The organism is Frateuria sp. GZRR35 (assembly GCF_051900415.1).
Lineage (GTDB): Bacteria > Pseudomonadota > Gammaproteobacteria > Xanthomonadales > Rhodanobacteraceae > Frateuria_A.
This window is the reverse complement of record NZ_JBHZGL010000015.1, coordinates 25,386-49,491: the sequence shown is the minus strand read 5'-3', so window position 1 is coordinate 49,491 and position 24,106 is coordinate 25,386. Positions and strand designations below refer to the sequence as shown.

The following is a 24,106-nucleotide window of genomic DNA, read 5'->3' as shown; positions in this document are numbered from 1 at the left end:
CCAAGGCGGCCGGATGGAGGCGAAGTCCCGGGCTTCGTTCTCCATCGCAACGGCCGCCATGAAGTCTACGGTTTCAGCATGACCTCGCTTCGCGCAAGCTGACCCTTCCTTTTTCTGGAAATATTCCATGGTTCGTCTGGCAACTTCCCTCCGTGTCACGCTGCTGTCGGCGGCGCTCGTGTTCAACGCCGCTGGCGCTTCTGCCGCGGACCGGGCGTCGTCCAAAGACTTCCTCGCCTCGCACATCGACACATCAGTCGACCCGGGTGTGGACTTCTTCCAGTACGCCAACGGTGCCTGGCTGAAGGCCCATCCGATCCCGGCCTCCGAGGCGGCGTGGGGCATCGGCAACGAGGTGGACGACGAGCTTTACGCGCGCTTGCGCGGCATCAGCGAGTCCGCAACGAAGCAGAAGGCCGCCCCCGGCAGCGATCAGCAGAAGATCGGGGATTTCTGGGCCACCGCCATGGACGTGGCGAAGGCCGACCGGCTGGGACTGCAGCCGCTGCATGCCGAACTGGCGCGCATCGACGCAATCGCCTCGCCCGCCGGCGTGCTCGACACGGTGTTCGCGCTGAGGCCGATCGGCGGTCGCGCGCTGTTCCGCATCGGTGTCGCGCAGGACGACAAGGACAGCGCCACGATGGCGGTGCAGATCCATCAGGGCGGCCTGGGTTTGCCCGAGCGCGACTTCTACTTCAATCCGGAAAAGGGCGTGGCGACGATCCGCGCCGCGTACGTCGAGCACATGGCGCGCACTTTCGAGCTGCTCGGTCGCGACCCGGCCGCGGCGAGGGCGGCAGCCACACAGGTGATGGCTTTCGAAACCGCGCTGGCGAAGGCCTCGCGCAAGCTCGAGGACCTGCGCGATCCGGAGACGAACTACAACAAGATGGCGCCGGCGGACTTCACCGCGAAATACACGCCGTCGATCGACTGGCACGCTAGGCTGGCGGGGTGGGGCATCCACCCGTCCTACGTGATCGTCGGCCAGCCGGAGTTCTTTGCCGCCGAGGACCGCCTGCTGCGCGAGACGCCGCTACCGGTGCTCAAGGACTACCTGCGCTATCACCTCGTGGACGGCTACGCACCGTTCCTGTCCAGTGCGCTGGACAAGGAGTACTTCGACTTCCACAGCCGCACGATGTCGGGCCAGCAGGAGCAGCGCCCGCGCTGGAAGCGCGTACTGGACGAGGAGAACGACGCCATGGGCATGGTGCTCGGGCGCATCTTCGTCAAGCAGTATTTCCCTGAAGCCTCCAAGCAGCGCTACGCGGCGATGGTCGAGGCGATCCGCGGCACCTTTCACGACCGCATCGAGCGGCTGGACTGGATGAGCCCCGGGACCAAGGCCAAGGCATTGGCCAAGCTCGCCACGGTCACGCCCAAGGTCGGCTATCCGGACAAGTGGAAGGACTATTCGGCGCTGGTCGTGGGGCGCGCGTCCTATGCCGCTAACGTCATGGCGGCGCAGCGCTGGCAGTTCCAGGACAACCTGTCCAAGTTCGGCAAGCCGGTCGACCGCACCGAATGGGACATGACCCCGCAGACGTACAACGCCTACTACAACCCGTCCAACAACGAGATCGTGCTGCCCGCGGCGATCTTCATGGTGCCGGGCGTGCCCGATGACCAGGTCGACGACGCGGTCGCCTATGGCTATGTCGCCGCCAGCACCATCGGCCACGAGATCACCCACGGCTTCGACGACCAGGGCCGCCAGTACGACGCGCAGGGCAACCTGTCGGGCTGGTGGACGGCGCAGGACGCGGAGCGCTTCAACACCGCCGCGCAGAAGATGGTCGACCAGTTCAATGCCTACGAGCCGCTGCCGGGCCTGCACATCAACGGCAAGGCCAGCCTGGGCGAGAACATTGCCGACTACGGCGGCGTGCTGCTGGGCCTGGAGGCGTTCGAGAAGACCGCGCAGTTCAAGGAAGGCAGGAAGATCGGCGGGTTGACGCCGACGCAGCGCTACTTCCTCGGCTACGCGCTGGGCTGGATGAGCCAGCAGCGCGAGCAGCGGCTGCGCCAGCGCCTGCTGTCGGACGTGCATGCCCCGGCCAAGTGGCGCGTGCTCGGGCCGATGTCGAACATCCCCGCGTTCTACAAGGCGTTCGACGTGAAACCGGGCCAGCCGATGTGGCGTGCGCCGCAGGATCGCGTACGCATCTGGTAACGGAAGCCGAGGGCGGCATTAGGCCTTCGAGTCCCCACGCATGCGGGAGCCGCGTCCTTGGGCCTCCTGCATGCCTTTGAACTTTGTAGGAGCGCACCTGTGCGCGACCGGCAACTTCGCCATCCGGAACAGCCCGGCATGGCGGTCGTGCACAGGTGCGCTCCTACAGGGCATCCGGCCAGGCAGGAGAGTAACGGTGTCGAGTTCGTCTTCAGGGAAGAGAACTCGGCTCCTCTCCAGTGGGTGAAGGCTCGCGCCCGAGGCGATTGATCCCATCGTTCTCGACCACCGGTGACGGCGACGGATCACGCGCCAGCGCGAGCATCGCCCGGCCCACGCGGGCGGTCGTGGTCATCTGGCCGGGCAGCAGGCGCACGGCCAGGGCCAGCGCGGGCGAGCCGAGCCGGTACAGAAGGTCCAGCGGCTTGTGCGAGGAACGCACGCCTTCCACCGGGCGGATGCCGCCGGGCCGCAGCATCACCGTGGTAATCGGCAGGCCGGCCAGGGCGCGCTCGGTTTCGCCCTTGGCCCTTGCCACCATCATCCGGCTGCCCGGGTCCGAATAGGCGCCGGAGATGTAGAGGAAGCGGCCCCCCGGATTGTGCCGGGCGAAGGCCTCGGCCACCTTTAGCGTCAGCGTCAGCGTGACGTGCCGATAGGCCTCCGCGGTGATCCCCACCAAGGGCGCGCCGGCGCAGTAGAGGCACGCGTCGAACCCTGCCAGCCGATCGCCGAGCGTTTCCACCTTGGCGAAATCCGGACAGAGCAGCTCCTCCAGTCGCGCGTCCTGGACGCCGGTGGAATGTCGCCCCAACGCGACCACCTGCGCCACGTCCGGGGCACGCAGGCACTCGCGTAGCACGCCCTGGCCGACCAGGCCGGTTGCGCCGGTGATGAGGATCCGCATGGGTGGTCTCCACTCGTCTCGCCGCGACGTTAACGCAGGCCTGGCGTGCATGGTGCGACTGCCACGTGGCTGGCGTCTTCACCCCCTGTGCAAGCGCGCTCGATCGAACGCCAACTGGAAGAGGTTGACGCAGACGACGCGGCCGATCTCGAACAGTTATTGCTAAGTTTTGACCTGGCTATCGACGACCTGAAGTCGGCCTATGCAAAAACATGCGAACAATATGGCGGGCTGCCCTCCTATGAGGAACTGGTCAATCGCGTTTGACCCCGGGTCACGAGGTCATGGCGGTGCGACCGCTCGGCCAGCGGGCAAGTACGGAGGGGCGTGCTCTGACGAATTTGCCGGTGCCGATGACCTGCCGGTTTCATGCCGCCTGAAGTTCGCCAGTGCCGGGCAACAAGGTTCGATGTATCGGTATCCGACGTAGTTGGCAACGTGGCAGCTGAGATTCGATGGTCTTGGCCGCGGATCCCGCTGGCAAGTAGCCTTGCAAAAGGGAGCCGCTCCCTGCGTCTACCGGAATCGAACATGCGTGCTTCCCAAACATCCACCCGCAGCCGGTCCCTACGATGGCGGGTGCTGCTGCGCCGCCACCCTTCGGCGTTGCTGTTGCTGGCACAACTGGCCTGCGTGCTGCTGTATCCATTCGTGGAGCAGACGCATGCCGCGCGCATCCTGGTCGGCGCTTTCGGCGTGCTGATCCTGCTGCTGGCGTTGCGCATGATCGGGCACACCTCCGCGCGCCTGTGGCCGGGCCTGTGCCTGGCCGCAGCCGCGGTCCTGCTGAATGCGCTCTACATCGGCCTGGGGATCGGGCAGCTGCTGCCCTGGCAGGCCGCGCTCGAAGCGGCGTTCTATTTCTATGCGGCGGGGAGCCTGGTGTCGTACATGCTGGCCGACCAGCGCGCCACCACCGATGAGCTGTACGCCGCCGGCGCCACGCTGACCCTGCTGGTATGGGCCTTCAGCTACCTGCTGGTGCTGTGCCAGGCCTGGCAGCCCGGCGCGTTCGGCGGCGCGGTGGACGTCGGGGCGCCGCGCGCCTGGACTGACCTGGTGTTCCTGAGCTTCGCGCTGTTCACCAGCACGGGCATCGGCGACGTGATCCCGCTCAGCCCGCTGGCCCGCGCCATCGCCAGCCTGGAGATGTTCACCGGCGTGATGTACCTGGCGTTGGTGGTCTCGCGGCTGATTGGCCTGTCGGTGGCACAGCGGCGCGATTGAGCGGGCGGATCGCCGCGTCCCGCGACCGAGGGTACTCGCACGCACGCGGCTTCTCATCGACGCCATTGCGTTCCGATGTGCTGCGCACGACCTGCACCGGGGGGCGCAGGCAGGCGTCCACGCGGTTGTCGAATTGGCCGCCGGGTCCGGCTGGAACGCGGAGAGGCGCCGTAGCGCCTCTCGATGCGACATCGTTGTGTGGGGTGGATCAGTCGTTCTTGTGGCTCTGCTCGCCGGCTTTCACGTGTTGCTCGTGAGTACCGCCCTGGCTGCCGTGATTGCCGGACGAGCTGCCTGCCGATTTCGACTTGTCGTCGTTCTTGTGGCTCTGCTCGCCTGCCTTGACATGCTGCTCGTGCGAGCCGCCACGGGTGTTGTCGCTGTTGGCCATATCAAACTCCGCGATGAGGGAAGGCACGGGCCTTTCTGCCGTGCCGGGCGCATCGTCGGACAGCCCGCCTTATGACGCGGTGAGGAGACGGTCAAGCGCCTTGGGGTTCCTTCAGCATCGGCCTGCTCAGTCCTCGGCCAGCGCCGCCTCGCGCCCCTGCTGGCGGATGATCGCTTCTTCGCGGGCGTCGATGATCGATTGCATCACGCTGTCCACGTCGACCTCGCTTTCGTCGAACGCGAAGCGGCCGCTCAGCTCGCTGTCCGGCCGCAGTTCGCCCTGCTCGAACAGCGCCCACATTTCCTCGGCGTAGTACGTGTCCAGCAGTTCCGGCGCGAAGCGCGCGAGGCTGATGGTGATGTTGCTAACGTCCCTGCGCAGCATCGTGCGGGCGGCGTTGTTGCCCGAGGCGCTGACGACCTGGGGCAGGTCGATGATCACCGGACCGTCGGGCGCCACCAGCACGTTGTATGGGGAAAGGTCGCCGTGGATCAGGCCGGCGCAGAGCATGCGCACGACCTGACGGACAAGGATGCGGTGGTAGTCGCGGGCGGTGTCGGCCGACAGCTCCACCTCGCCCAGCCGCGGTGCCGACTGGCCGTCGGCGTCGGTGACCAGGTCCATCACCAGCACGCCGTTGAAGTAGCCATAGGGCCTGGGCACGCGCACGCCGGCGTCGGTCAGCAGGTAGAGCGCGTCCACCTCGGCGTTCTTCCAGGCGGCCTCGGCCTCCTTGCGACCGAACTTGCTGGCTTTGCCGATGGCCCGCGCCTGCCGGCTTCCGCGCACTTTTCGGCCTTCCTGGTACTGCACGCGCTGCTGGAAGCTGCGTTGTGCCATGTCCTTGTAGACCTTGGCGCAGCGCACTTCTTCGCCCGAGCGCACGACGTAAACGGAAGCTTCCTTGCCGCTCTTCAGCGGGCGCAGGACTTCGTCGATGACGCCGTCGTCGATCAACTCCTGCAGGCCGATGGGTGTTTTCATGCGTGGGTATGGGCGGTCATGGAAATGCGATTATGACCGCTGGGGCATGACTGCCAGCTGGGCCTTCCGTTCGACCGCGACCTGCCGCACAGCCTTTTTCTCAGCCCAGCGGCCGCACCCGGAAGTTGCGCCCCTTGATGCGACCGGCGCGCAGGCGCTCGAGCGCCTTGTTCGCCAGTGCGCGGGTGATGGCGACGTAGGCGCGGGTGGCGTAGACGTCGATCTTGCCGATGTCCTCGGCCTTGAGGCCGGCCTCGCCGGTGAGCGCGCCGAGGATGTCGCCGGGGCGCAGCTTGTCCTGGCGGCCGGCGTCGATCACCAGGGTTTTCATTGGCGCCAGGTGCAGCGTCTTGCCGCGCGGCGGCGCGAGCTTGAATGCTCGCCAGGGCAGCGGTTCGCCCAGGGCCTCTTCCATGTTTTGCGCCTTGGGCCGCTCGCGCGGCGCGCACAGCGTGATCGCCACGCCCGACTGGCCGGCGCGGCCGGTGCGGCCGATGCGGTGGGTGTGCGTGTCCGGGTCGTGCGCGATGTCGTGGCTGACCACCAGCGGCAGCGCCGCGATGTCCAGGCCGCGCGCGGCCACGTCGGTGGCCACCAGCACGCTGCAACTGCGGTTGGCGAAGCGCACCAGCACCTCGTCGCGGTCGCGCTGCTCCATGTCGCCGTGCAGGGCGAGGGCGGAAAAGCCGCGCCGGTCCAGTTCCTGCGCCACGGCGTCCACGTCGCGGCGCATGTTGCAGAACACCAGCGCGTGCTGGTCGCGGTCGCGTGCGAGCAACTGGGCCAGTGCGTCGGGCTTGTTCGCCGGCTCCACTTCGATGAACTGCTGCTCGATCGCCGGCATCGCTTCGACCGGCGTTTCCACGGTGACTTCCACCGGGTCTTTCTGCAGCCGCTTGCTGGCCGCGCGGATCGCCTCCGGATAGGTGGCCGAGAACAGCAGGGTCTGGTGGTGCTTGGCGATGCGCCCGACGATGTCGTCGATGGCCTCGCCAAAGCCCATGTCGAGCATGCGGTCGGCCTCGTCCAGTACCAGCACCTTGATGCCGCCGCCGTGCAGGCTGCCGCGCTTGAGGTGTTCCTGCACGCGCCCGGGCGTGCCCACCACAATGTGCGGATCGTGCGTGAGCGAAGCCAGCTGCGGACCCAGCGGCATGCCGCCGCACAAGGTCAAGAGCTTGACGTTGGGCAGGCTGGCGGCGAGCCGCCGTATCGCCTTGCTGACCTGGTCGGCCAGTTCGCGGGTGGGGCACAGCACCAGCGCCTGCAGCCGGATGGTGTCGACGTCCAGCGCCTGCAGCAGGCCCAGGCCAAACGCGGCGGTCTTGCCGCTACCGGTGTGCGCCTGGGCGATCACGTCGCGTCCGGCGAGGATCGGCGGCAGGCTCTGTGCCTGCACCGGCGTCATGGCGGCGTAGCCGTGGGTTTCGAGGCTGGCGAGCAGGGCGGGCTTGAGGGGGAGGGTGGTGAAGTCGGTCATTCGTCATGATCGCATCAATGCGTGCCGATGGCTGCGTTGGATTGGCGCGTGGCGTGCGGATGCAGGCGCGGGTGTAGGATGTCGCTCCGCGCTCGCGCTTCATCCCCACGCGCGTTCGCTCTCCCGGCGCCCGCAAACGCGCGACGAGCGTGGCCCGGAGCCAGGCTCCGTCCATTCCGCAGGCGTGCGTGACTGCCTGCCCCATGCCCGCACCGATCCGACGGCATCGGATGAACCCTGCCGCAGCGATCGCTGCCGTTACCAATCCAGAGGATTTACAGATGGCCAAGATCAACTACGCGTTCGAAAAACGCCAGCGCGAGCTTGCGAAGAAGAAGGAGCAGGATGCCAAGCAGGCCAAGAAGCGCCCCGTGCGCGAAGGCGACAAGCCGACCGGCCGCCAGGACAACGTTCCCTCGAACTGAACGAACGCTACGGCACCTGCCTGGCAGGCGCTAGCCGGCCCCGAGGCTGAGTGCCCGGCCAAAAAAAAGCCCGGCGCGAGGCCGGGCTTTTTCATCATGCGAGGCGTAGAGCCTTAGAGCGGCTGGACCTGGTCGGCCTGCAGGCCCTTCGGGCCCTGGGTCACGACGAAGGACACCTTCTGGCCTTCCTGCAGGCTCTTGAAGCCCGAGGACACGATCGAGCGGAAGTGCACGAACACGTCATCGCCGCTGGCGCGGCTGATGAAGCCAAAGCCCTTGGCATCGTTGAACCACTTGACGGTACCGGTTTCGGGTTGCGACATCGTTGTATCTCCTTGGAGCGGATGGATGAGCCGCAATGGTGCGGCGGTTTGCTGGTCACAAGGAGGAAACGGGTGCAACGGTGTAGGTGAAACTGCTCTCTACAGCACGGGCCACAGTTCACGTGACCCTTGAAACCCAGCCTGTGCACAGTAATAAGTGTTCGGCCGCGAATCAAATACTTTCGTGAACGAGGATTTACCTGTCGCGGGCGGGTTTTATGGCCGGAGCGAACTTTCCGCTGTGCTGCGGCGCGCAGGTGTCGCGACAGCTTGTGCTTTTCAGCCGCGTCGCGCGGCCTCGATCGCTGCGATGTCGATCCGCGTCATTTCCATCATCGCGTCGAATGCGCGTTTGGCCACGGCCGGGTCCGGATCGGTGACCGCAGCGGTAAGGGCCCGTGGGGTGATCTGCCAGGACAGGCCCCACTTGTCCTTGCACCAGCCGCAGGCGCTCGGCTGGCCGCCGTTGTCGATGATGGCGTTCCACAGGCGGTCGGTTTCGGCCTGGTCGTCGGTGGCCACCTGGAAGGAGAACGCCTCGGTCGGCTTGAACGCCGGCCCGCCGTTCAAGCCCAGGCAGGGAATGCCCATGACCGTGAACTCCACCGTCAGCACGTCGCCCTGCTTCCCGGCGGGGAAGTCGCCGGGGGCGCGGTGGACGTTGCCCACGGCGCTGTCGGGAAAGGTCTTGGCGTAGAACGTCGCGGCGTCCAGGGCGGTGCCGTCGTACCAGAGGCAGATCGTGTTCTTGGCAGGCATGTTCTTGGCGGGCATGTTCCTTCTCCAGGTCGGACAGTGCGGTGGCTTTCAGTCTGTCGACGGATGAAGGGCGGGCAGATCGACACGCGCACCAGGCAACGTTCCCCGATGCCGACTATGCCGTCGTCTGCTCAGTCCGGCGCGAAGCGCCAGGTACTGTCGAGAAACTCGTCCAGCTCCCACCGTTTGAACGGCGCCCGCCCCCTGAACTTGCCGAGGGCCGCGGATACCACGTTGCGGTTCCAGTGGGTGACCGGGCGGTTGTGCGACTGCAGGTAGTGATCGATGTAGTACTCCGGCGTCCACACTTGCGTGGAGGACGCCTGCACCCGGTCGATCTTTCCGACGTAGGCCTTGTTGGGGTGGCCCGACCAGTCGCCCAGGGCCTGGCCGAGCAGTTCTGCGCTATCGAGCATGGTATGTCCCGTGAGCTTTCAGACAGTGGGTCATTAGTCCTGCGGGCCGGTCCAGCAGCTGTCAAAAGGCCGTTCCGGAACGGCTGATTATGGCTAACCGGCGCCGAACGACAGCGCCGGTTAAGTCCCGCGTTGCGGGCAGTTCAGGCAACCGGGGTCGTGCGTCGAGTTCAGCGGCGCGTTCTTGCGGCCGGCGCGGGCTGGATCATGGATTCCGGCGATGCGGTCGAAGGATCTTGTCCGTAGCGCGCCAGCAGGAAATCGATCGCGCTGCGCAGCTTGGCCGTGGGGTGACGGTCCTGCGCGTAGATCAGGTGCATCGGGGAAGGCGTGAGCGACCAGCCCGGCAGGACCCGCACCAGCCGCCCCGCGTCAAGGTCCTCGGCCAGCAGCGGTTCGGGCTGCAGCGCGATGCCGATGCCGCCGAGCGCGGCGATGCGAAGCGCGTTGCCCTGGTTGGCGGTGAAGCGCCCGCTCACGGTGACCGCGCACGTGACGCCGTCCGGCCCGACCAGTCGCCACACGTCGGATCGTCGCCAGTACGACATGCCAAGGCATTCGTGATGGGCCAGATCGTCCGGTCGCGCCGGATGGCCATGGCGGGCCAGGTACCCGGGCGAGGCGGCCAGGATGCGCCGATAGTGGCGCAACGGCCGTGCGACCACGCCCGGCTCGGTGACGTCGCCGACCAGGATGCCGAGTTCAAAGCCGCCATCGGCGAGGTTCGGCGGACGGTTGTCCAGCGTGAGTTCGACGCTGACCTCGGGATGGCATGCCATGTACTCGGCCAGCGCCGGCACCATGTGGCTGCCGAAACCCACCGGTGCCACCAGTCGCAGCCGCCCCTTCGGCGCAGCCTGCAGTTCCAGTGCGCTCGCCTCGGCGAGTGCGACTTCGGCCAGGGCCTGTTTGCAGCGCTCGTAGTAGAGCCGCCCGACGTCGGAGAGCTGCTGTTTGCGCGTGGTGCGGTGGAGCAGGCGGGCGCCCAGCCGTTGCTCGATCGCCGCGACGTGCTTGGCGACCATGGTTGCGGAGACGCCGCTGGCTTCGGCCGCAGCCGCGAAGCTGCCGCAGTCCACCACGCGCACGAACATCTCCATGCCAGCCAGCTTGTTCATGATTCAAAACCGTAAGGTTGGTTATCAAGCAAAGTCTGGCACGTTTATCGCGACTTGGTGTGGCCTCAACATGCCGCGCACCCCTTCCGCAGCAAGGAGCGTCGCCATGCCGAGCCTTCACCTGGACATCCCCAGCATCGACTGGATCGCGCGTCCCCCGCGCGGCGAAAAGCCCGGCAGCGGCAAGGTTCGCCCCGCCGGGAACGCGCCGATGCCTGGGACCCCGGCGGCACCGCGTGAGCGGCCGATGCGTGACGTCCGGCAGCCGGTGCTGCCGCCCGGCCAGCCTGTTGGAGCCATGGCATGAGGTGGATCCAAGCCGATACGGATATAACGAAGACACGGGCCGACACGCCGCGGACCCGTCCCGTCGCATCGACGAGGTTTTCCTGGAGGACGCAACCCATGGGCGAGGCGCACGCGCCGTACCACGCGCACATCTATTACGAAGCGACCAGCCGCCCGCTCGCCGAGACCATGCGTTGCGTGCTGAGCGACCGGATGGCCGCCGGCGAGCTTGCGCCGTTGCGCTTCGTCGGCAGCTTGAGGGATGGCAAGGCCGGGCCGCATCCCCTGCCGCAGTTCGAGATTCACTTCACCGCCGACGGGCTGGAGGTGCTGCGCAAGATCATCCGGGCGTCCGGTCTCACCGCACTGATCCACCCGTTGACGGATGACGACCTCGCCGATCACACGCGACTGGCCGAATGGATCGGCACGCCATTGGCGCTTGACCTGGGCACGCTCGATCCGCCCGGCCGCAACAAGGGCGTGGCGCGTTTCGGTTTGTCGGATTTCTAATCCGCCAGCGGGCGCGTGACCCTCAAACCGCGTCGCTGCGAGTGGACGCGGCGGTGGTGGCGGCAGCGGATGCGATCGTTCGCAAGGCTTGCGGATCAGGGTGGGTTCGCGCTGTCGACCTGTCTTGCGAAAACCATGTCTTCGAGCCGGACCGCGACCACCTTGCCGCGGTCTACCTGGAAGGCCAGCACGTTGCCACTGTTGGGTACCAGTTCCACGCGGACCTGGTCGTCCTTGGGATAGCCGGTGGCGATGGCGTGCAGGCGGCCCCATTGGACGGCGAGGGTGCCGTGGCGATCGACGTCGATTTGCATCGCGCTGAGCAGGGGGTTTGTGTAAGTGCCGGCATAAGCCACGCGCGGCAGCGTGAGATGCCAGGGACGGGCAAGGATCGCGGCACGCTGCCTGCGTACTTGCCGGCGCAGCTCGGCGGCTTCGCCCGGCAGCGCAGCGAAACGTTTTTCGACCGCCGCCTCGTTGCCGGTCTGTCCGAGCAGCGCGCCGTATACGTAATCGGCGACCAGGCTGGTCACGCGCGGACAGAGCATGTCCTCGTTGCACAAAACCACCAGGCCGGCGTCTTCGTCCGGCATGAGCGACAGGTGCGCGTGGAACCCTGCAAAGCCGCCGAAGTGGTGGAGCATGCGGTGGCCCTTGTACTCGCCCGTGTACCAGCCCCATGCATAACCGGTGCGCACGAAGTCGAGGTAGTGGGCCTGGAGGCTTGCCTGGGTTACGTGCGATCGCCCGATGGCGCGGGCCAGCAGCGGATGGCTCCTGACGGGCGGCTGCAGTTGCGCGATCAGGAACCGCGCCAGGTCCGGCGCGGTGGACACCATGCCGCCGGCTGCCTGCATGGTGTCGTCGGACTTGGTGAGGTATAGCGGCGCCTGCGGATTGGTCGAAGCCAGTGAATAGGGCAAGGCCATCGGCCAACCGCGTGCCCGGGCCTGGCTGATGTAGGCGGAGGTCTGCCGCATGCCCAGCGGATCGAAGAGGTCGTGCTGCAGCTGTTCCTGCCAGGGACGCTTGAAGCGCGCATCCAGCCAGACGCTGACGATGTTGTAGCCCACGTTCGTGTACTTGAACGTGCCGTGCGCGGCGTCGGCGTCGCTGCCCGACCGCGCCACTAGCGCGCGCAGCGTGCCCGGATCGTGCAGGCCGCTGAACGCGGTGGCCCAGACCAGCGGTTCGTTGTCGATGCCGGAGGTGTGGATTAGCAGGTCGCGCAGGGTGACGGCACCGGCGTCGATGCCGACAAAATGCAGCCCCGGAAACATCGCCTGCATGGGCATCGCCAGATCCGCCTTGCCCTGCTGCACTTTGAGCAACACGTCCAAGGCAGTGAACGGCTTGGTGGCTGAGGCGATGTAGAAATCGGTACGCGCGGTGACCGGCGTACGGCGCGCGATGTCGGCCAACCCGAAGTAGCCCTGGTAGACGACCTTGCCATCGTGCACCACCGCGATCGCCATGCCGGTCGGGTGGTCGATCGCCGCGTTGGTGTTCGCCACGAGCTTCGCGAGCGCGCTGAAGTCGGGCTCGGAACGGTCGGCGCATGCCGGCTGGGCGAGCGCCATGGCGATGGCGGCGAGGAGGGGCACGAGTGGTTTCATGGGCATCGGCCTGCGAGCGACGGTACGGTCAGAGAGACGTCCTGTGACGGCCCGGTTGCGTTCGACGCGCCATGGCGATGTGCCTGTCCTGGCTTCCGGCACCGGCGCGGCCGGGCCGCCTTGGGCTGCGCACCCTGCCGTGCATTGACGGATAGGCGGCCGGGCCGGCTTCTGCCTAAGCTAGGCGCGCCGGGCTCTCGACTTTGCCATCGGGCAAGCGGACCGGGCTTGGCTGTCTACGCGCACAGAGGGGCGCCGATGAATCGGGAGATCGAAAGCGCGGAGCTGTCCGACGCTCGCGGAAAAGAAGAAGCGCCGGTTCGCGGGGACATGTCCCGCGCGCGCTGGGTCGCCCTGATGCATGCCTGGGATCTGCCGCCGAGCGATGAGACATGGCGCGAGCTGGTGGCCGCCTATGGACAGACCCACCGGCATTACCACACCGGCGCGCACATCGACGCCTGCCTGCGTCATCTGGATGCGTGTGCGTCGGCGCTCGACCAGCCGCACGAGGTCGAACTGGCGCTGTGGTTCCACGACGCGGTCTACAACCCGCTGTCGTCGAAGAACGAACAGAAGAGCGCCGACTGGGCACAGGACTTTCTTACCCGCTGCGGTGCGCCGGACCAGGCCGTCGCGCGGGTGGTCGCGCTGATCATGGTCACGCGGCACGAGGCACCCACGCGCACCAACGACGAGTCGTTCCTGGTCGACATCGACCTGTCGATCCTCGGCGCCGAGCCGGCCGTGTACGACACCTTCGAAAAAGCCATCCGGCGGGAATACCGGCACGTGCCGGGCCCGCTCTATCGTGCGGGCAGGTCGCGCCTGCTGGAGCAGTTCCTGGCGCGCCCCCGGATCTACGCCAACCTGCCTTTCGCGCTGCGGGAAAGGCAGGCGAGGGCCAACCTGGCCCGTGCCATCGATCGGCTGCGAGCCTGATTACCCATCAACAGCGAAGTGGAGTCCATGGAATGAACGCTGCACGCACCTCTTCCTTCATCACGACCGTCAGTGCCATCGTCCTGGCCCTCGGCGGCATCGCCCTTCTGTTCGCTTCCGACGAACTGCTTCCGCGGCTGATGCCGGGGACGCCGGCCAGCGGGACGGTACTCGGCCAGTTGATCTCGGCGGGCTGGCTGGCCATGGCCTGGCTCAACTGGAACCAGCGCCGGATGATCGTCGGCGGCATCTACGGACGTCCGACCGTGCTTGCCAACTTCATGCTCTACCTGGTCAGCGCGTCCAGCCTGGGCCACCCGGCGATGGCCGGTGGGGCGTCGCCGCTGCTGCTGTTGCTCACCGTGCTGTTCGCGGCGCTGACGCTGGTCTACGGCGCACTGCTCCTGCGCGGGCCGTTCGGTGCGGACACGCCGGCGGGCGCAGGCGGGAGTTGATTTTCGCGTGCCGTTGCCACGGCCTCGCGCAGCATCGACCGCCTCGGATCGGCAAGCCCAGGAGGCAGACGTGGCACAGCTACTGAAACTTGCCGCCGCGTTTGCGGCGGGCGCGGCGGCGATGTATCTGCTCGACCCGGTGGCGGGGCGTCGCCGCCGGGCCACGGCGCGCGACACGGTGCGTGCCGCGGGTCAGGACATCCAGGAGTTCGCCCAGGACAAGGCCAGGCACGCGGCCGATCGGCTGCACGGCGCTTCGGCCCATCTGCACCAGCACGCGCCCTCGGGCGACCGGCAACTACGCGACCGCATCCGCTCGAAGCTGGGACACCTGGTGGCGCAACCGGGCAGGGTCGAGGTCCACGTGGCGGACGGCCTGGTGACGCTCAGCGGCTCGGCGCGGCTTTCCGAAGTGGACGCACTGGTGGCCGCGGTATCGGACATGCTGGGCGTGGAGCGGGTCGACAACCGGATGGACGCGGCGCCCTCGGCGCCGTCCAGCGAAAGCAGGCACTGAGCTACGCGTTGTCACCCGGTGCGCGGCACGCCGCGGGCGCTCAGTGCCCCTTGCGCGGCACCACCGATATCGTGCCGTCGTTTTCGATCGCGGCATGCTTCACCTCGTCCAGCCGCTCCAACCCCTGCTTGGAGCGCGCCGCGGCGACCACTTCCGACGGGTCCACGCGCGTCTTGTCGCCCGCTTCCTTGTCCCATGCGCCATCGCGAAGTACCAGCACAGGCAGGCCTTCGAGCCAGCGGCTGGCGGTCCGGGAATGATGCTTGATGACGGACAGGACGATGCTCAGGCCGACCAGCGTCATGATCAGCAGGAAGGCGTTGGTGATCGAATGATCGCTATCGACCATGGCCTGCTGGGTGGTCTCCGAGATGATCAGCAGCAGGATCAGCTCGAAGGGAGAGGTCTGCGCGAGCGTGCGCTTGCCGGCGATGCGGAAGATCAGGAACAGGAAGGTGTAGACGATGACGCCGCGAATGACCGATTCCATGGGCCGCCCTCAGGGAAGGATGAACTGGTCGATGACCAGGGGTGCGGCGCCGTCGGCACTGACGTTGCCGCGCACGTGGCCGAACGTGGCCTGCTGCAACTGGAACTGGATGCGCGCGGGTGGCCCTTCGGCGGGCGCCATGGCGAACTCGTATTCGGTATAGCCCGGCCCCGAGCGCGCGTGTTCCGGCGCGGGGATGATCGACTGGATCTCCACCTCTTCGAGCAGCACGTTGTCGAAGCGCAGCCGGAACATGCCGTCGCGCGCCAGCGAGGGCGCGACCGTGAAGTGGTATTCGCTCGGGGCGCTGGCGCGCTGCAGGCGGTCGTAGGTCACCGTGAGCTTGCCCGGCTCGCCGGCAATGGTCTGGCTCAGCGGGCCGTAACCGAACAATCCGAGCAGCCCGGCGGCGAGCAGGATCGCCATCACCGCCCAACCGACGCGCTCGATGCGCCACTCGCGCCGCGAGTGGGGGCGATCCACTTCGATCTGGAGGCCGTCGTCTCTCGTTTGCACCATGGGCATGGCTTCGTTTCGACAGGCCCGTGATACGACGCGTGCTGCCTGCTGGGCGTGAACGGCCTGTGGTGACGGCGCCCAGGCGCCCGCTGGCAACTAGAGCGGCATACGCAACGCCGGCGCTGGCGGGCGCAGGACGAACTCGCGATGGACGTGCGCGTAGAGCGTGCGCTGGCCGCCGAACGGAAGGCTCGCGATGGCCTCGGGGAAGGGCAGCCAGACGTGATCGTCATGCTCGTCGTCCAGACGCACGATGGCGTCGGCTTCCACGTAGGCGACGAACGCGGGCACGACCGCGATGCATTCCTCGCGCACGTCGTAATAGGTCTCGCACTGGTCGGCCGAATAGAGCGCCGTCGGACGCAGGCCGGTCTCTTCGGCCAGCTCGCGCACGGCTGCCTGCCACGCTTTCTCGCCCGCTTCCAGGTGTCCGGCGGCGTAGGTCCACAGCCCGTGCAGGTGGGCTTTCGCGCGATGCAGGAGCAGGGTGCGTGCGTTGTCGCCCCCGCCCCGGATGGGGATCACCGAAACGAGCGTGCAGCGCGTGGGAATGCCGTGCATGTCTCTCTCCGCAGTGGACGCGTGTGCAACAGCCGTGCTTGCTTGGGGTTCATCGGTACAACCCCATGATTCGGTGACAGTTTGACCAGAAAATACGCATGCAGCCATTCCCCCGCGCGCCGTCGGCCGCCAGCCGGTCTTCCACGCGTGCACCAACCGACGTGCGCAACGCGCGCACGTGCCATGGCCCCGCCCACCCCAGCGCAATCGCCCCGACCGGCAACTCCGGCCGGTGGGGCGTGCGGCGGGTCGGCGCGCATCTGCGCAGGACCTGGCTCAGGGTCGGCCTGTTGCTGGTCGCTGCCGGCTCGGTCGGTCTGGCGGGCCTGACCGCGGCCAACGTGCTGCCCGAGGGGCCGGGGCTGGCGCAGGCACCGGCGCACGTGACGCCGGTCGACAGTCCGGCGTTCCGGCAGCGGGCGGAAGCCCTGCTCGGTAGTCCCGTCACGCAGGGCAATGCGGCGGTGGACCTGCAGAACGGCGATGCCTACTTCCCGGCCATGCTGGCCGACATCCGCTCGGCGCGGAAAAGCATCGAGCTGGAGAGCTACATCCTGCGTCGGGGACACATCGCGGACGTGTTCGTCGCGGCGCTGTCCGAGCGTGCACGCGCGGGCGTGAAGGTGCGCGTGGTCATCGACTGGATGGGTTCGCGCGGCAACGTCGCCGATGCCGAGCGGCTGCGCGCCGCGGGCGTCGATTTCCATTTCTATCGTCCGATCCGGCTGGACCAGCTGGCGAGCCTCAACAAGCGCACCCACCGCAAGCTGATGGTGGTCGACGACCGCGTGGCCTGGACCGGCGGCATGGGCATCGACGACGCCTGGCTGGGCAATGCCAGCAACGGCCGGCAGAAGCGCGACATGATGTTCCGCCTGCAGGGCCCGGCCGTGGCGCGGATGCGCGGCGTGTTCGAGGAACACTGGCTGGCCACCGGCGGCCAGCGCCTGCCGCCGCCTGAGGCGTCACCTTCCGCGGCGCCGGGCTCGCTGCCGGTGCAGGTGATCGCCAGCACGGACCGCGTGGGCGAGTACAACTCGCAGCGGATGTTCCTGCTGGCGATTGCCGGGTCACGGCGCTCGATCGACCTGGAGGCGTCCTACTTCGTGCCGGACGCGGCGGTCCGGCAGGCGCTGCTCGATGCGCTGGCACGCGGGGTGCGCGTGCGCATCATCGTCGAGGGCGACCATGTCGACGGCCACATGGTCGGCGATGCCTCGCGCACCTATTGGGCCGACTTCCTTGCAGCGGGTGCGCAGATCGCGCGCTACGCGCCGTCACTGTTCCACAACAAGCTGATGGTGGTGGACGATTACCTGGCCCTTGCCGGCTCGGCCAATTTCGACAGCCGCTCGTTCCACCTCAACGACGAAGCCAACATCGCGATCTACGACGGCGCGTTCGCGCGGAAGATGGCGGATGTGTTCGATCGCGACCTTGCGGTGTCCGAGCCGGTGACGATCGCCCAACTGCAGCAGCGGCCGTGGACGCAGCAGGTCACCGACCGCTTCTGGGCCGAATTCGCTTCCCAGTTGTAACCGCGCCCGCAGGGTGGGCTTCAGCCCACCTTCCGTCTTTCCCCGCACACCCGTTGGTGGGCTGGAGCCCACCCTTGCGGGACCTCAGCGGATCGGTGCCATCAGGTGCCGGTAGGGCGTGTCGGCCCACATCACGTAGGGCGCGTCCGTATCGGGATCCACCGCTTTCGGGTACTGGTCGTAGAAGGCCGGGTCGGCGCCGACCACCATCACGTGCGGGCCGGTCTTGATCCAGTGGTTGCCCTGCGGCTTGCTCGCGTAGGGATCGGTGTTGCTGGCGTCGGTGCCGCCTTCGAGCATGTACATCAGGCCGACCTTGCCGGCCGGTGGCGTGGCGTGGGTCAGCCACGCGTGCACCCAGCCCATGGCGGCCTTGTCCGCGCACATCGGGTCCGGCCCGGGCGTGGCGGGCGCGTCGGGGATGCAGGTGAAGCCGTTGCTGCCCTGGCGCAGCGTGCGCATGGTGCCGTCCGGCTGCATCGCCATGACGGTGGCGTGGCGACCGACGCCGGCGGGCGCCGCGCGCATGGCACTGGCGATGAGCTGGGCATCGGACGGCTGTTTGGGGTTGTCGGCCTGGGCCATCGGTATGGCGAACAGGCTCGCGGCAAGAACAAGCGGAGCGATTGAGGCAGGCATGAGGGGCCTCCCGCAGGTGGACAGCGCGGCCAGCCCGGTTTTCCCGGCGGCATCCTGTGCCCGCGCGTGTTACCGGCCGATCAAGCGCGCGTCACTGACGCGGTGGCGCCTTGCGGCGAGGCGGCGCCTTGGACGGGCGGCGCACCTGGTTGGCCGTGGCGACGCGCAACAGGCGCTGGAACCGGGGGCATTCGAGATGGCTCGGCGCGGGGCAGGTCGCCGCGTGGCGAAGGCCCTCGCGCACCGCGGCGAGCTGCCGGATGGTCCGGTCCAGCTCGTCGGCCCTTGCCGCCAGCTGCTGGCGGTCGATGCGCGGCTTGTCGCCGGATTTGAAGAGTCCGGCCAGTTCGTCCAGCGCGAAGCCGGCGCTACGCCCCAGCGTGACCAGCGCCAGCCGTTCCAGCACGTCGGGCCCGAACAGGCGCCGCAGGCCGTGCCGGCCGACCGAGGCGATCAGCCCCTTCTCCTCGTAGAAGCGCAACGTGGAAGGCGGCAGGCCGGTGCGCCGGGCGACCTCCGCGATATCGAGCAGTTTCATGCTTGACCTCAAGCGGACTTGAGTTCGTAGGCTCTCCCAATCTCGATCGGGAGACAACCCAGATGACGACGCAACAGCACCTGCCGGGGCACCGCCATGGCTGAGCTTGCACACTTCCTTTTCCACGCCGGCGTCGTCGGCATCGGCGCCACCCTCGTCATGGATGCCTGGTGGCTGGGCCAGAAGCGCCTCTTCGGCGTGCCGGTGCTCGACTATGCGATGGTCGGTCGCTGGCTCGGCCATCTGGTCCGCGGACGCCTGCGCCATGACGCGATCAAGGCTGCACCGCGCGTGGCGGGCGAGCGCGCGATCGGCTGGGCGGCGCACTACGCGATCGGGATCGGCATCGCCGCCATGCTGCTCGCGGTGGCCGGCGTCGAGTGGGCGCACGCACCGACGCCCGGTCCCGCGCTGGCGGTGGGGCTGGTCAGCGTGCTGGCGCCCTTCCTGGTGCTGCAGCCGGCGCTCGGTGCGGGTATCGCCGCGTCGCGCACGCCGCGCCCCGGCGTGGCCCGGCGGCGCAGCCTGATGACCCATCTGGTGTTCGGCCTGGGCCTGTACCTGGCGGGCGAGGCCTGGGTGTTGCTGCTTCGCTTGGCGGGCTAGGGTTTCAGGGGCGCGCCCGGCCTCGCGGCGCATCGCGTCCGCTGCCATGCTGGGGCCATGACTGCCAACTGCCTCCATGACAGGCTCGATGCCCTGGCCCGCGATGGCACGCTCGAAAGCGCTGACCGCTGGCGCTCGCGCGCCGAAGCCCTGGACTGGTTAGACAGCCTCTCGCCCGTTCTCTCGTGGGACGGCGCAGGTGGCGTCGCCGACCGCGCGCAGGCGCTGCGCGCACGACTGGAGCGGGCCGATGCCACGCTCGGCCGGCGCCTGCGTGCGGCCATTCGCGCTGGGCACGGCCCCGCGCTCTTCCGGCGCTGGCAACAGGAAAGCCCGGGCCCGATCGAGGGCGAGCACTACGACGCACTCGACGAACTGCTGGCCGGCGTCCTGCGTTTGACGGACCCGGGCGCCGCATCGCGCCCGCTGGAACCGGAGATGGTGTTCTACCAGCCGACGCCCGCGCGCCACGCGCTGGACATGCTCGCGCGCAGCCGCCTCGGTCCGCGTGACGTCCTGGTCGACCTGGGTTCGGGGCTCGGGCACGTGCCGATGCTGGCCTCGATCTGCACCGGTGCCCGTGCCGTGGGCGTGGAATGGCAGCCGTCGCATGTCCAGGTGGCGCGGCGCGCGGCGCGTGCGCTGGGGCTTCACGACGTCGAGTTCCGCGCGCAGGACGCGCGCGATGCGGACCTGTCCGGTGGTACGGTGTTCTTCCTCTATACCCCGTTCGTGGGATCGGTGCTTCGCACGGTGCTCGATGCGCTGCGTGACGAAGGCACGCAACGCCCGATCAAGGTGTGTACCTTCGGCCCCTGCACACGCCTCGTCGCGGATGAAACCTGGCTGTGCACGGACGAACCGGTGCGGGCGGACCGGGTGGCGGTCTTCCAGGCCGCGGGGCCCCGCAAGGATTAAGCTGCGAGGATCTTCGCCACCACGGAGCACGCGATGAAACTGTCACGCTGGGTAGTCCTCCTCTCGTTGGTCGTCGCCGCACCCGCTATGGCCGCCACCGACGATGCAGCGGCCATTCGCCAGGTGTTGGCCGACCAGCAGGCCGCGTGGAACCAAGGCGACGTGGACACGTTCATGCATGGCTACAAGGACGCGCCCGACACCACGTTCGTGGGCAGCACGGTGCGCAAGGGTTACCAGGCGATCCTGGCGAGCTACCGCAAGCACTACGCGAACAAGGCCCAGATGGGCCGGTTGACCTTCTCGGATGTGGACGTGCGGCTGCTGCCCTGTGCACAGGGGGAGGTGCGTTACGCCGTGGTCACCGGGCGCTTCCATCTCGACCGCAGCGAGCATGGCGAGGTGGCGCAGGACGACGGCGTCTATTCGCTGCTGTGGGAGAAGACGGCCGCGGGCTGGAAAATCATCCTGGATCATTCCAGCTAGATCTTTCACGTCGGCTCACGAACTCGTCAGGAACTGCCCGCGTCCGCCCGGAGATCTGTACCCATGCGCCTGCGCTTATCGAGGTTCGTCCTCATTGTTTTGACCTGCGCGCTGGCCATGCTCGCCGGCGCGGCACAGGCAGCTCGCTATCGCGTGGTCGGCTATGCCACGGACTGGAACGCCACGCAGGCGCGCACGCTCGAGCGCATCGACACGCTGATCTTCGCCTTCGCCCACGTCGAACAAGGACGCGTGGTGCTCGATGGCGACGCGGCCGAGCGTCTGCGCCGGTTGCTTGCGCTCAAGCGCATCAAGCCTTCGCTCCAGGTGACCATCGCCGTAGGCGGTTGGGGCGCAGGCGGCTTCTCCGAGGCGGCCGCGACGGCTCAAGGCCGGCAGGCGTTCGCCCGGAGCGCGGCGGCCCTGGTTGCTGCGCAGGGAGCCGACGGGCTGGACGTGGATTGGGAATACCCCGGCCATGGCGACTCGGGCATCGCGCACCGTCCCGACGACCGCGCCCACTTCACCCTGTTGCTGAAAGCGCTGCGCCAGGCGCTCGACCGGCAGGCGGGCAAGGGGCGGCATTACGCCCTCAGCATCGCAGTCGCGGACGGGCCGTTTGTCGACGGCATCGACATCGCCGCGGTTGCGCCCCTGGTCGATTGGTTCAACCTGATGACCTACGACTTCGTCAACCGGATGACGCCGACGACCGGGCACCACGCGGGGCTGTACCGCTCGCGCCTGGCGCCGGCTGGCGCACGCACGGCCGACGGTGCGGTGCGCCAGTTCCTCGCTGCCGGCGTGCCGCCCTGCAAACTGCTGCCCGGCGTCGCCTTCTACGGACGCGAGTTCGCCGAGGTGGGTGCCGACCACGAAGGGCTGTACCAGCCCTATGGCCATTACCAGGGCGAACACCCCTGGCCGGAACTGGCGCGGTCATACATCGGCCACGACGGTTTCGCGCGCCACTGGGACGCACAAACCATGGCGCCCTGGCTGTGGAACCGGAGCCGGCATGTCTTCATCACCTACGACGATCCGCAGTCGATCGCCGCGAAGGCGGCATACGTCAAGTCCCACGGGCTTGGCGGGTTGATGTACTGGGAGCAGAAGCACGATCCGGACGGGCAACTGGTCGACGCGATCTGGCGGGGGCTGCAGGACGCGCCGTCGGGGAAGGACCCGGCGCGCGGCGCTTCGGCTCGACTCCGTTCGCGCTGAGCACGTCGCGCAGGGCGGAAGCCGCAGTGCTTCCCTCAGGTCCCACGCACCAGCTCTCTTCCTGCGGGAGGGCAGGCGACAGGCGGGTGAAGGCTCGGGCGGAGCCGGGTGCAGCGGTTCCGCCCATCACGCTCAGTGCCGCACGTTGTCCTTCGGTTCGCCCATGTCGTGCATGACGTCGCGCGCCTTGTCGGCGCCAGTCTGCACGGCTTCCTTCGCCTTGTCGGCAAGATGATCGCTGGCCTCGCCCATCAGCCGGTTCTCCGGCTCGGTGGTGGGCAGCGCCGCACCAAGCAGCGCGCCGATGGCGACGCCGATGGCCCCGAGCGCCAGCGGGTTGTCGCGCAGCAGGGTGTTGTAGCCCTGCACGGCGCGGTCCTTCTGGTGCATCAGCGTGTCGCGCGCGCCATGGGCCGTGTCGGCCATGCGCGCGGCGGTGTCGGCCACGCGCGACTTGGCCTGGTTCCAGGTGCTGGACACTGTGTCGGACACTTCGCTGCCCATTTCCCGCGCGCGGTCCATCACGCCGGTGCCGTCGTCGGCTTGGCTGCCGGCGAAGTTGCTGCGCATGGGCGCCGGCTCGTCGCGACTGGCGTAAAGCCACAACAGGCCGACGGAGGTCAGCAGGGCTGGCACCGGGTTGGCCTTCACCGCATTGCCGATGTTCTGCGCGAACTCACGGCCGTTGCCTTTGCCGAAGTGCACCATGCGGTCGAACAGCTGGCCGGGCGAGAGCTTGTTCTCCAGTGCGTCGACGATGTGGTTGATGTCCGCGCGCTGCTGGTCGATCTCGCGCTCCAGTCGCGCGGGATCCTTGTGCGATTCGGCGTCGATCCGCTCTGCGGTGCTCATGGCGTCCTCCCGCGGATGGCATCGGCATCCTTCTGCAACGAGTGGATGGTGTGATCGGGCTTGAGCGCGCCGGGCTCGAACTGCTTCTTGCCGGCCGTGACCATGATCCAGCCCAAGACCAGGGCCGCCGCGCCGACGATCAGGGCGGACAGCCACGGCGCCAGCACGGTGCTCAGTCCGTACACGCCGGCCATCAGCAGGATGATCAGCCCGGCCAGCATCACGGCGCCGCCGGTCGCCACCGCCGCCACGCCCGCCTTGGTCGCGCGCAGGTTCTCGCGCATCTCGGCCTTGGCTAGCGCCAGCTCCTTGGTGAACAGCACCGGGATCTCGCGCGCGAGCTGCTTGAGCAGGCCGCCGATCGAGCTGTCGTCCTCGCGCGAGGGGACCGCGCGCAGCGCCGGCCGGTTCTCGAAGGTTTGCGGTTGTTCGAAAGACTTGCTCATGGCTGGTTCCTCCCGCGCAAAGTGTCGGTGGATGACAGGCTGACTTGCCCGCCGTCGATGTCGTCGCTTGCGGCCGCGCCGGCACGGGCCGAGATGGCGTCAGCCGTGGAAGCGGACGGGCCGGGTACCGCGGGGATGGCGCCGGTCAGGCCGCCGGGCGCGGTGGTGTCGATCGTGTCGTTGCCGGTCGCCGGGCGCGCGGTGGTGCCGGGGACGGCCGCGTCGGCGTCGGTCCAGCGGGTGGTGCCCGTGCGTTCGCTGGTGGCCGGGAAAGAGCGCCGCTCGCGGTCCGTGGCGTTGCTGGCCGAGGCGCGCGCGAAGCGGGTCAGCCCGAAGCCGATCGCGATGCTGCCGGCGATGAACAGCGTGGGGTTCTCGCGTGCGATCCGGCGGACGTCGTGCAGGATCTCGTCGGCGCTCTTCTCGCGCAGTCCGTCAGCCATGCGGCCGAGACTGCCGGCCATGTCCGAGACGTGCTGCGACAGATGGGCGACGTCGTCGTCGCTCATCTGCGCCGCGGCCGCCTTGACGCTGTCGGCCAGCGTGTCGACCTTGTCTGCGGCGGCGTTGCGGTAGTGCTGCACCTGCTCCTGGCCTTCGGTGCGTACTTTCTCGGCCATGTCTTCGGCGCCATCGCCGACGCCAGGGCCCGTGGCCTGCCCGCGGGCGGACGGGCGGTTGCTGTCCTGGGGTGTGTTCATCTGCGCCTCCTCGGTATGGACCGGCGGCGCCCGTGCGCGGAACCTCCC

At 68.1% G+C, this 24,106-nt stretch carries 31 protein-coding genes; 14 read left to right on the top strand and 17 right to left on the bottom strand.

Features of this window, described 5'->3' with window-relative positions; genetic code table 11:
• Positions 1 to 127 precede the first annotated feature (127 nt).
• Complete coding sequence (locus ACFWZ3_RS15500; protein WP_439708579.1) at positions 128 to 2,179, top strand: M13 family metallopeptidase; 2,052 nt, start codon at positions 128 to 130, stop codon at positions 2,177 to 2,179.
• A gap of 211 nt (positions 2,180 to 2,390) precedes the next feature.
• On the opposite strand, the gene ACFWZ3_RS15495 is transcribed toward ACFWZ3_RS15500, so the two are convergent.
• Positions 2,391 to 3,086 carry an NAD-dependent epimerase/dehydratase family protein gene (locus tag ACFWZ3_RS15495; protein ID WP_439708578.1) on the bottom strand — a complete coding sequence of 232 codons (696 nt, stop codon included), beginning with the start codon at positions 3,084 to 3,086 and terminating at the stop codon, positions 2,391 to 2,393.
• Positions 3,087 to 3,131: 45 nt separating this feature from the next.
• On the opposite strand from ACFWZ3_RS15495, the gene ACFWZ3_RS15490 reads away from it, so the two are divergent.
• Entirely contained in the window at positions 3,132 to 3,353 is a 222-nt protein-coding gene (locus ACFWZ3_RS15490) for a hypothetical protein (protein ID WP_439708577.1), read from the top strand.
• Between the two features lie 264 nt (positions 3,354 to 3,617).
• Complete coding sequence (locus ACFWZ3_RS15485) at positions 3,618 to 4,313, top strand: ion channel (RefSeq protein WP_439708576.1); 696 nt, start codon at positions 3,618 to 3,620, stop codon at positions 4,311 to 4,313.
• Between the two features lie 208 nt (positions 4,314 to 4,521).
• Here ACFWZ3_RS15485 and ACFWZ3_RS15480 read toward each other — a convergent pair whose 3' ends face one another.
• The 3 genes from ACFWZ3_RS15480 to dbpA all read right to left on the bottom strand — a co-directional run bounded on the left by ACFWZ3_RS15480 (position 4,522) and on the right by dbpA (position 7,168).
• Positions 4,522 to 4,704, bottom strand: a complete 183-nt coding sequence (locus tag ACFWZ3_RS15480) for a hypothetical protein (protein WP_439708575.1) — start codon at positions 4,702 to 4,704, stop codon at positions 4,522 to 4,524.
• Between the two features lie 126 nt (positions 4,705 to 4,830).
• A complete protein-coding gene (locus ACFWZ3_RS15475) occupies positions 4,831 to 5,688 on the bottom strand; it encodes a PA4780 family RIO1-like protein kinase (protein ID WP_439708574.1) in 858 nt (285 codons plus the stop codon).
• Between the two features lie 100 nt (positions 5,689 to 5,788).
• Positions 5,789 to 7,168 carry an ATP-dependent RNA helicase DbpA gene (gene dbpA, locus ACFWZ3_RS15470; protein WP_439708573.1) on the bottom strand — a complete coding sequence of 460 codons (1,380 nt, stop codon included), beginning with the start codon at positions 7,166 to 7,168 and terminating at the stop codon, positions 5,789 to 5,791.
• A gap of 281 nt (positions 7,169 to 7,449) precedes the next feature.
• On the opposite strand from dbpA, the gene ACFWZ3_RS15465 reads away from it, so the two are divergent.
• Entirely contained in the window at positions 7,450 to 7,593 is a 144-nt protein-coding gene (locus tag ACFWZ3_RS15465) for a hypothetical protein (RefSeq protein ID WP_439708572.1), read from the top strand.
• Positions 7,594 to 7,706: 113 nt separating this feature from the next.
• Here ACFWZ3_RS15465 and ACFWZ3_RS15460 read toward each other — a convergent pair whose 3' ends face one another.
• The 4 genes from ACFWZ3_RS15460 to ACFWZ3_RS15445 form a co-directional block, all read right to left on the bottom strand.
• A complete protein-coding gene (locus ACFWZ3_RS15460) occupies positions 7,707 to 7,916 on the bottom strand; it encodes a cold-shock protein (RefSeq protein WP_209614505.1) in 210 nt (69 codons plus the stop codon).
• A 279-nt stretch (positions 7,917 to 8,195) separates the two neighbouring features.
• On the bottom strand, positions 8,196 to 8,675 hold the full coding sequence (locus ACFWZ3_RS15455; protein ID WP_439708627.1) for a VOC family protein: 480 nt from the start codon (positions 8,673 to 8,675) through the stop codon (positions 8,196 to 8,198).
• Positions 8,676 to 8,806: 131 nt separating this feature from the next.
• Positions 8,807 to 9,091 (bottom strand): hypothetical protein, encoded by a 285-nt coding sequence (locus tag ACFWZ3_RS15450; RefSeq protein ID WP_439708571.1) that lies wholly within the window; start codon positions 9,089 to 9,091, stop codon positions 8,807 to 8,809.
• Positions 9,092 to 9,261: 170 nt separating this feature from the next.
• A complete protein-coding gene (locus tag ACFWZ3_RS15445) occupies positions 9,262 to 10,209 on the bottom strand; it encodes a LysR family transcriptional regulator (RefSeq protein WP_439708570.1) in 948 nt (315 codons plus the stop codon).
• A gap of 106 nt (positions 10,210 to 10,315) precedes the next feature.
• Here ACFWZ3_RS15445 and ACFWZ3_RS15440 point away from each other — a divergent pair, with 106 nt between their 5' ends.
• On the top strand, positions 10,316 to 10,516 hold the full coding sequence (locus ACFWZ3_RS15440; RefSeq protein ID WP_439708569.1) for a hypothetical protein: 201 nt from the start codon (positions 10,316 to 10,318) through the stop codon (positions 10,514 to 10,516).
• Between the two features lie 98 nt (positions 10,517 to 10,614).
• Positions 10,615 to 11,010: a DOPA 4,5-dioxygenase family protein gene (locus ACFWZ3_RS15435; RefSeq protein WP_439708568.1), complete on the top strand. Its 396-nt coding sequence runs from the start codon at positions 10,615 to 10,617 to the stop codon at positions 11,008 to 11,010.
• A 95-nt stretch (positions 11,011 to 11,105) separates the two neighbouring features.
• Here the strand turns inward: ACFWZ3_RS15435 and ACFWZ3_RS15430 are convergent, their stop codons facing one another.
• The gene (locus tag ACFWZ3_RS15430; protein ID WP_439708567.1) at positions 11,106 to 12,626 is read right to left on the bottom strand and encodes a serine hydrolase domain-containing protein; all 1,521 of its coding nucleotides are present in this window, start codon (positions 12,624 to 12,626) and stop codon (positions 11,106 to 11,108) included.
• Positions 12,627 to 12,956: 330 nt separating this feature from the next.
• Between ACFWZ3_RS15430 and ACFWZ3_RS15425 the strand changes: the two genes are divergently transcribed.
• From ACFWZ3_RS15425 to ACFWZ3_RS15415, 3 genes are all read left to right on the top strand, one after another.
• Positions 12,957 to 13,568 (top strand): HD domain-containing protein, encoded by a 612-nt coding sequence (locus tag ACFWZ3_RS15425; RefSeq protein ID WP_439708566.1) that lies wholly within the window; start codon positions 12,957 to 12,959, stop codon positions 13,566 to 13,568.
• 32 nt (positions 13,569 to 13,600) lie between these two features.
• Positions 13,601 to 14,023, top strand: coding sequence for a hypothetical protein (locus tag ACFWZ3_RS15420; protein ID WP_439708565.1), 423 nt, complete (start codon positions 13,601 to 13,603; stop codon positions 14,021 to 14,023).
• A 70-nt stretch (positions 14,024 to 14,093) separates the two neighbouring features.
• The gene (locus ACFWZ3_RS15415) at positions 14,094 to 14,540 is read left to right on the top strand and encodes a BON domain-containing protein (protein WP_439708564.1); all 447 of its coding nucleotides are present in this window, start codon (positions 14,094 to 14,096) and stop codon (positions 14,538 to 14,540) included.
• Positions 14,541 to 14,580: 40 nt separating this feature from the next.
• Here ACFWZ3_RS15415 and ACFWZ3_RS15410 read toward each other — a convergent pair whose 3' ends face one another.
• The 3 genes from ACFWZ3_RS15410 to ACFWZ3_RS15400 form a co-directional block, all read right to left on the bottom strand.
• The gene (locus ACFWZ3_RS15410) at positions 14,581 to 15,030 is read right to left on the bottom strand and encodes a DUF421 domain-containing protein (protein ID WP_439708563.1); all 450 of its coding nucleotides are present in this window, start codon (positions 15,028 to 15,030) and stop codon (positions 14,581 to 14,583) included.
• A 9-nt stretch (positions 15,031 to 15,039) separates the two neighbouring features.
• Positions 15,040 to 15,549, bottom strand: coding sequence for a hypothetical protein (locus ACFWZ3_RS15405; RefSeq protein WP_439708562.1), 510 nt, complete (start codon positions 15,547 to 15,549; stop codon positions 15,040 to 15,042).
• 96 nt (positions 15,550 to 15,645) lie between these two features.
• The gene (locus ACFWZ3_RS15400; RefSeq protein ID WP_439708561.1) at positions 15,646 to 16,110 is read right to left on the bottom strand and encodes an NUDIX hydrolase; all 465 of its coding nucleotides are present in this window, start codon (positions 16,108 to 16,110) and stop codon (positions 15,646 to 15,648) included.
• Between the two features lie 98 nt (positions 16,111 to 16,208).
• On the opposite strand from ACFWZ3_RS15400, the gene ACFWZ3_RS15395 reads away from it, so the two are divergent.
• Complete coding sequence (locus tag ACFWZ3_RS15395; RefSeq protein WP_439708560.1) at positions 16,209 to 17,648, top strand: phospholipase D-like domain-containing protein; 1,440 nt, start codon at positions 16,209 to 16,211, stop codon at positions 17,646 to 17,648.
• 84 nt (positions 17,649 to 17,732) lie between these two features.
• Here ACFWZ3_RS15395 and ACFWZ3_RS15390 read toward each other — a convergent pair whose 3' ends face one another.
• Entirely contained in the window at positions 17,733 to 18,287 is a 555-nt protein-coding gene (locus ACFWZ3_RS15390; RefSeq protein ID WP_439708559.1) for a hypothetical protein, read from the bottom strand.
• 91 nt (positions 18,288 to 18,378) lie between these two features.
• Positions 18,379 to 18,825 (bottom strand): helix-turn-helix domain-containing protein, encoded by a 447-nt coding sequence (locus tag ACFWZ3_RS15385; protein WP_439708558.1) that lies wholly within the window; start codon positions 18,823 to 18,825, stop codon positions 18,379 to 18,381.
• 96 nt (positions 18,826 to 18,921) lie between these two features.
• Here ACFWZ3_RS15385 and ACFWZ3_RS15380 point away from each other — a divergent pair, with 96 nt between their 5' ends.
• From ACFWZ3_RS15380 to ACFWZ3_RS15365, 4 genes are all read left to right on the top strand, one after another.
• Positions 18,922 to 19,431, top strand: coding sequence for a DUF2938 domain-containing protein (locus ACFWZ3_RS15380; protein ID WP_439708557.1), 510 nt, complete (start codon positions 18,922 to 18,924; stop codon positions 19,429 to 19,431).
• A 57-nt stretch (positions 19,432 to 19,488) separates the two neighbouring features.
• Positions 19,489 to 20,349, top strand: coding sequence for an SAM-dependent methyltransferase (locus tag ACFWZ3_RS15375; RefSeq protein ID WP_439708556.1), 861 nt, complete (start codon positions 19,489 to 19,491; stop codon positions 20,347 to 20,349).
• A 33-nt stretch (positions 20,350 to 20,382) separates the two neighbouring features.
• Complete coding sequence (locus tag ACFWZ3_RS15370) at positions 20,383 to 20,835, top strand: YybH family protein (RefSeq protein WP_439708555.1); 453 nt, start codon at positions 20,383 to 20,385, stop codon at positions 20,833 to 20,835.
• A 63-nt stretch (positions 20,836 to 20,898) separates the two neighbouring features.
• Positions 20,899 to 22,059, top strand: a complete 1,161-nt coding sequence (locus ACFWZ3_RS15365; RefSeq protein ID WP_439708554.1) for a glycoside hydrolase family 18 protein — start codon at positions 20,899 to 20,901, stop codon at positions 22,057 to 22,059.
• 132 nt (positions 22,060 to 22,191) lie between these two features.
• Here the strand turns inward: ACFWZ3_RS15365 and ACFWZ3_RS15360 are convergent, their stop codons facing one another.
• From ACFWZ3_RS15360 to ACFWZ3_RS15350, 3 genes are read right to left on the bottom strand one after another with little or no spacing between them, the layout of a single operon-like run.
• On the bottom strand, positions 22,192 to 22,911 hold the full coding sequence (locus ACFWZ3_RS15360; protein WP_439708553.1) for a DUF3618 domain-containing protein: 720 nt from the start codon (positions 22,909 to 22,911) through the stop codon (positions 22,192 to 22,194).
• Positions 22,908 to 23,357 (bottom strand): phage holin family protein, encoded by a 450-nt coding sequence (locus tag ACFWZ3_RS15355; RefSeq protein WP_439708552.1) that lies wholly within the window; start codon positions 23,355 to 23,357, stop codon positions 22,908 to 22,910. The genes ACFWZ3_RS15360 and ACFWZ3_RS15355 overlap by 4 nt, the downstream gene beginning before the upstream one ends.
• Positions 23,354 to 24,058 carry a hypothetical protein gene (locus ACFWZ3_RS15350; RefSeq protein ID WP_439708551.1) on the bottom strand — a complete coding sequence of 235 codons (705 nt, stop codon included), beginning with the start codon at positions 24,056 to 24,058 and terminating at the stop codon, positions 23,354 to 23,356. Before ACFWZ3_RS15350 ends, ACFWZ3_RS15355 begins: the two co-directional genes overlap by 4 nt.
• Between the last annotated feature and the right edge of the window lie 48 nt (positions 24,059 to 24,106).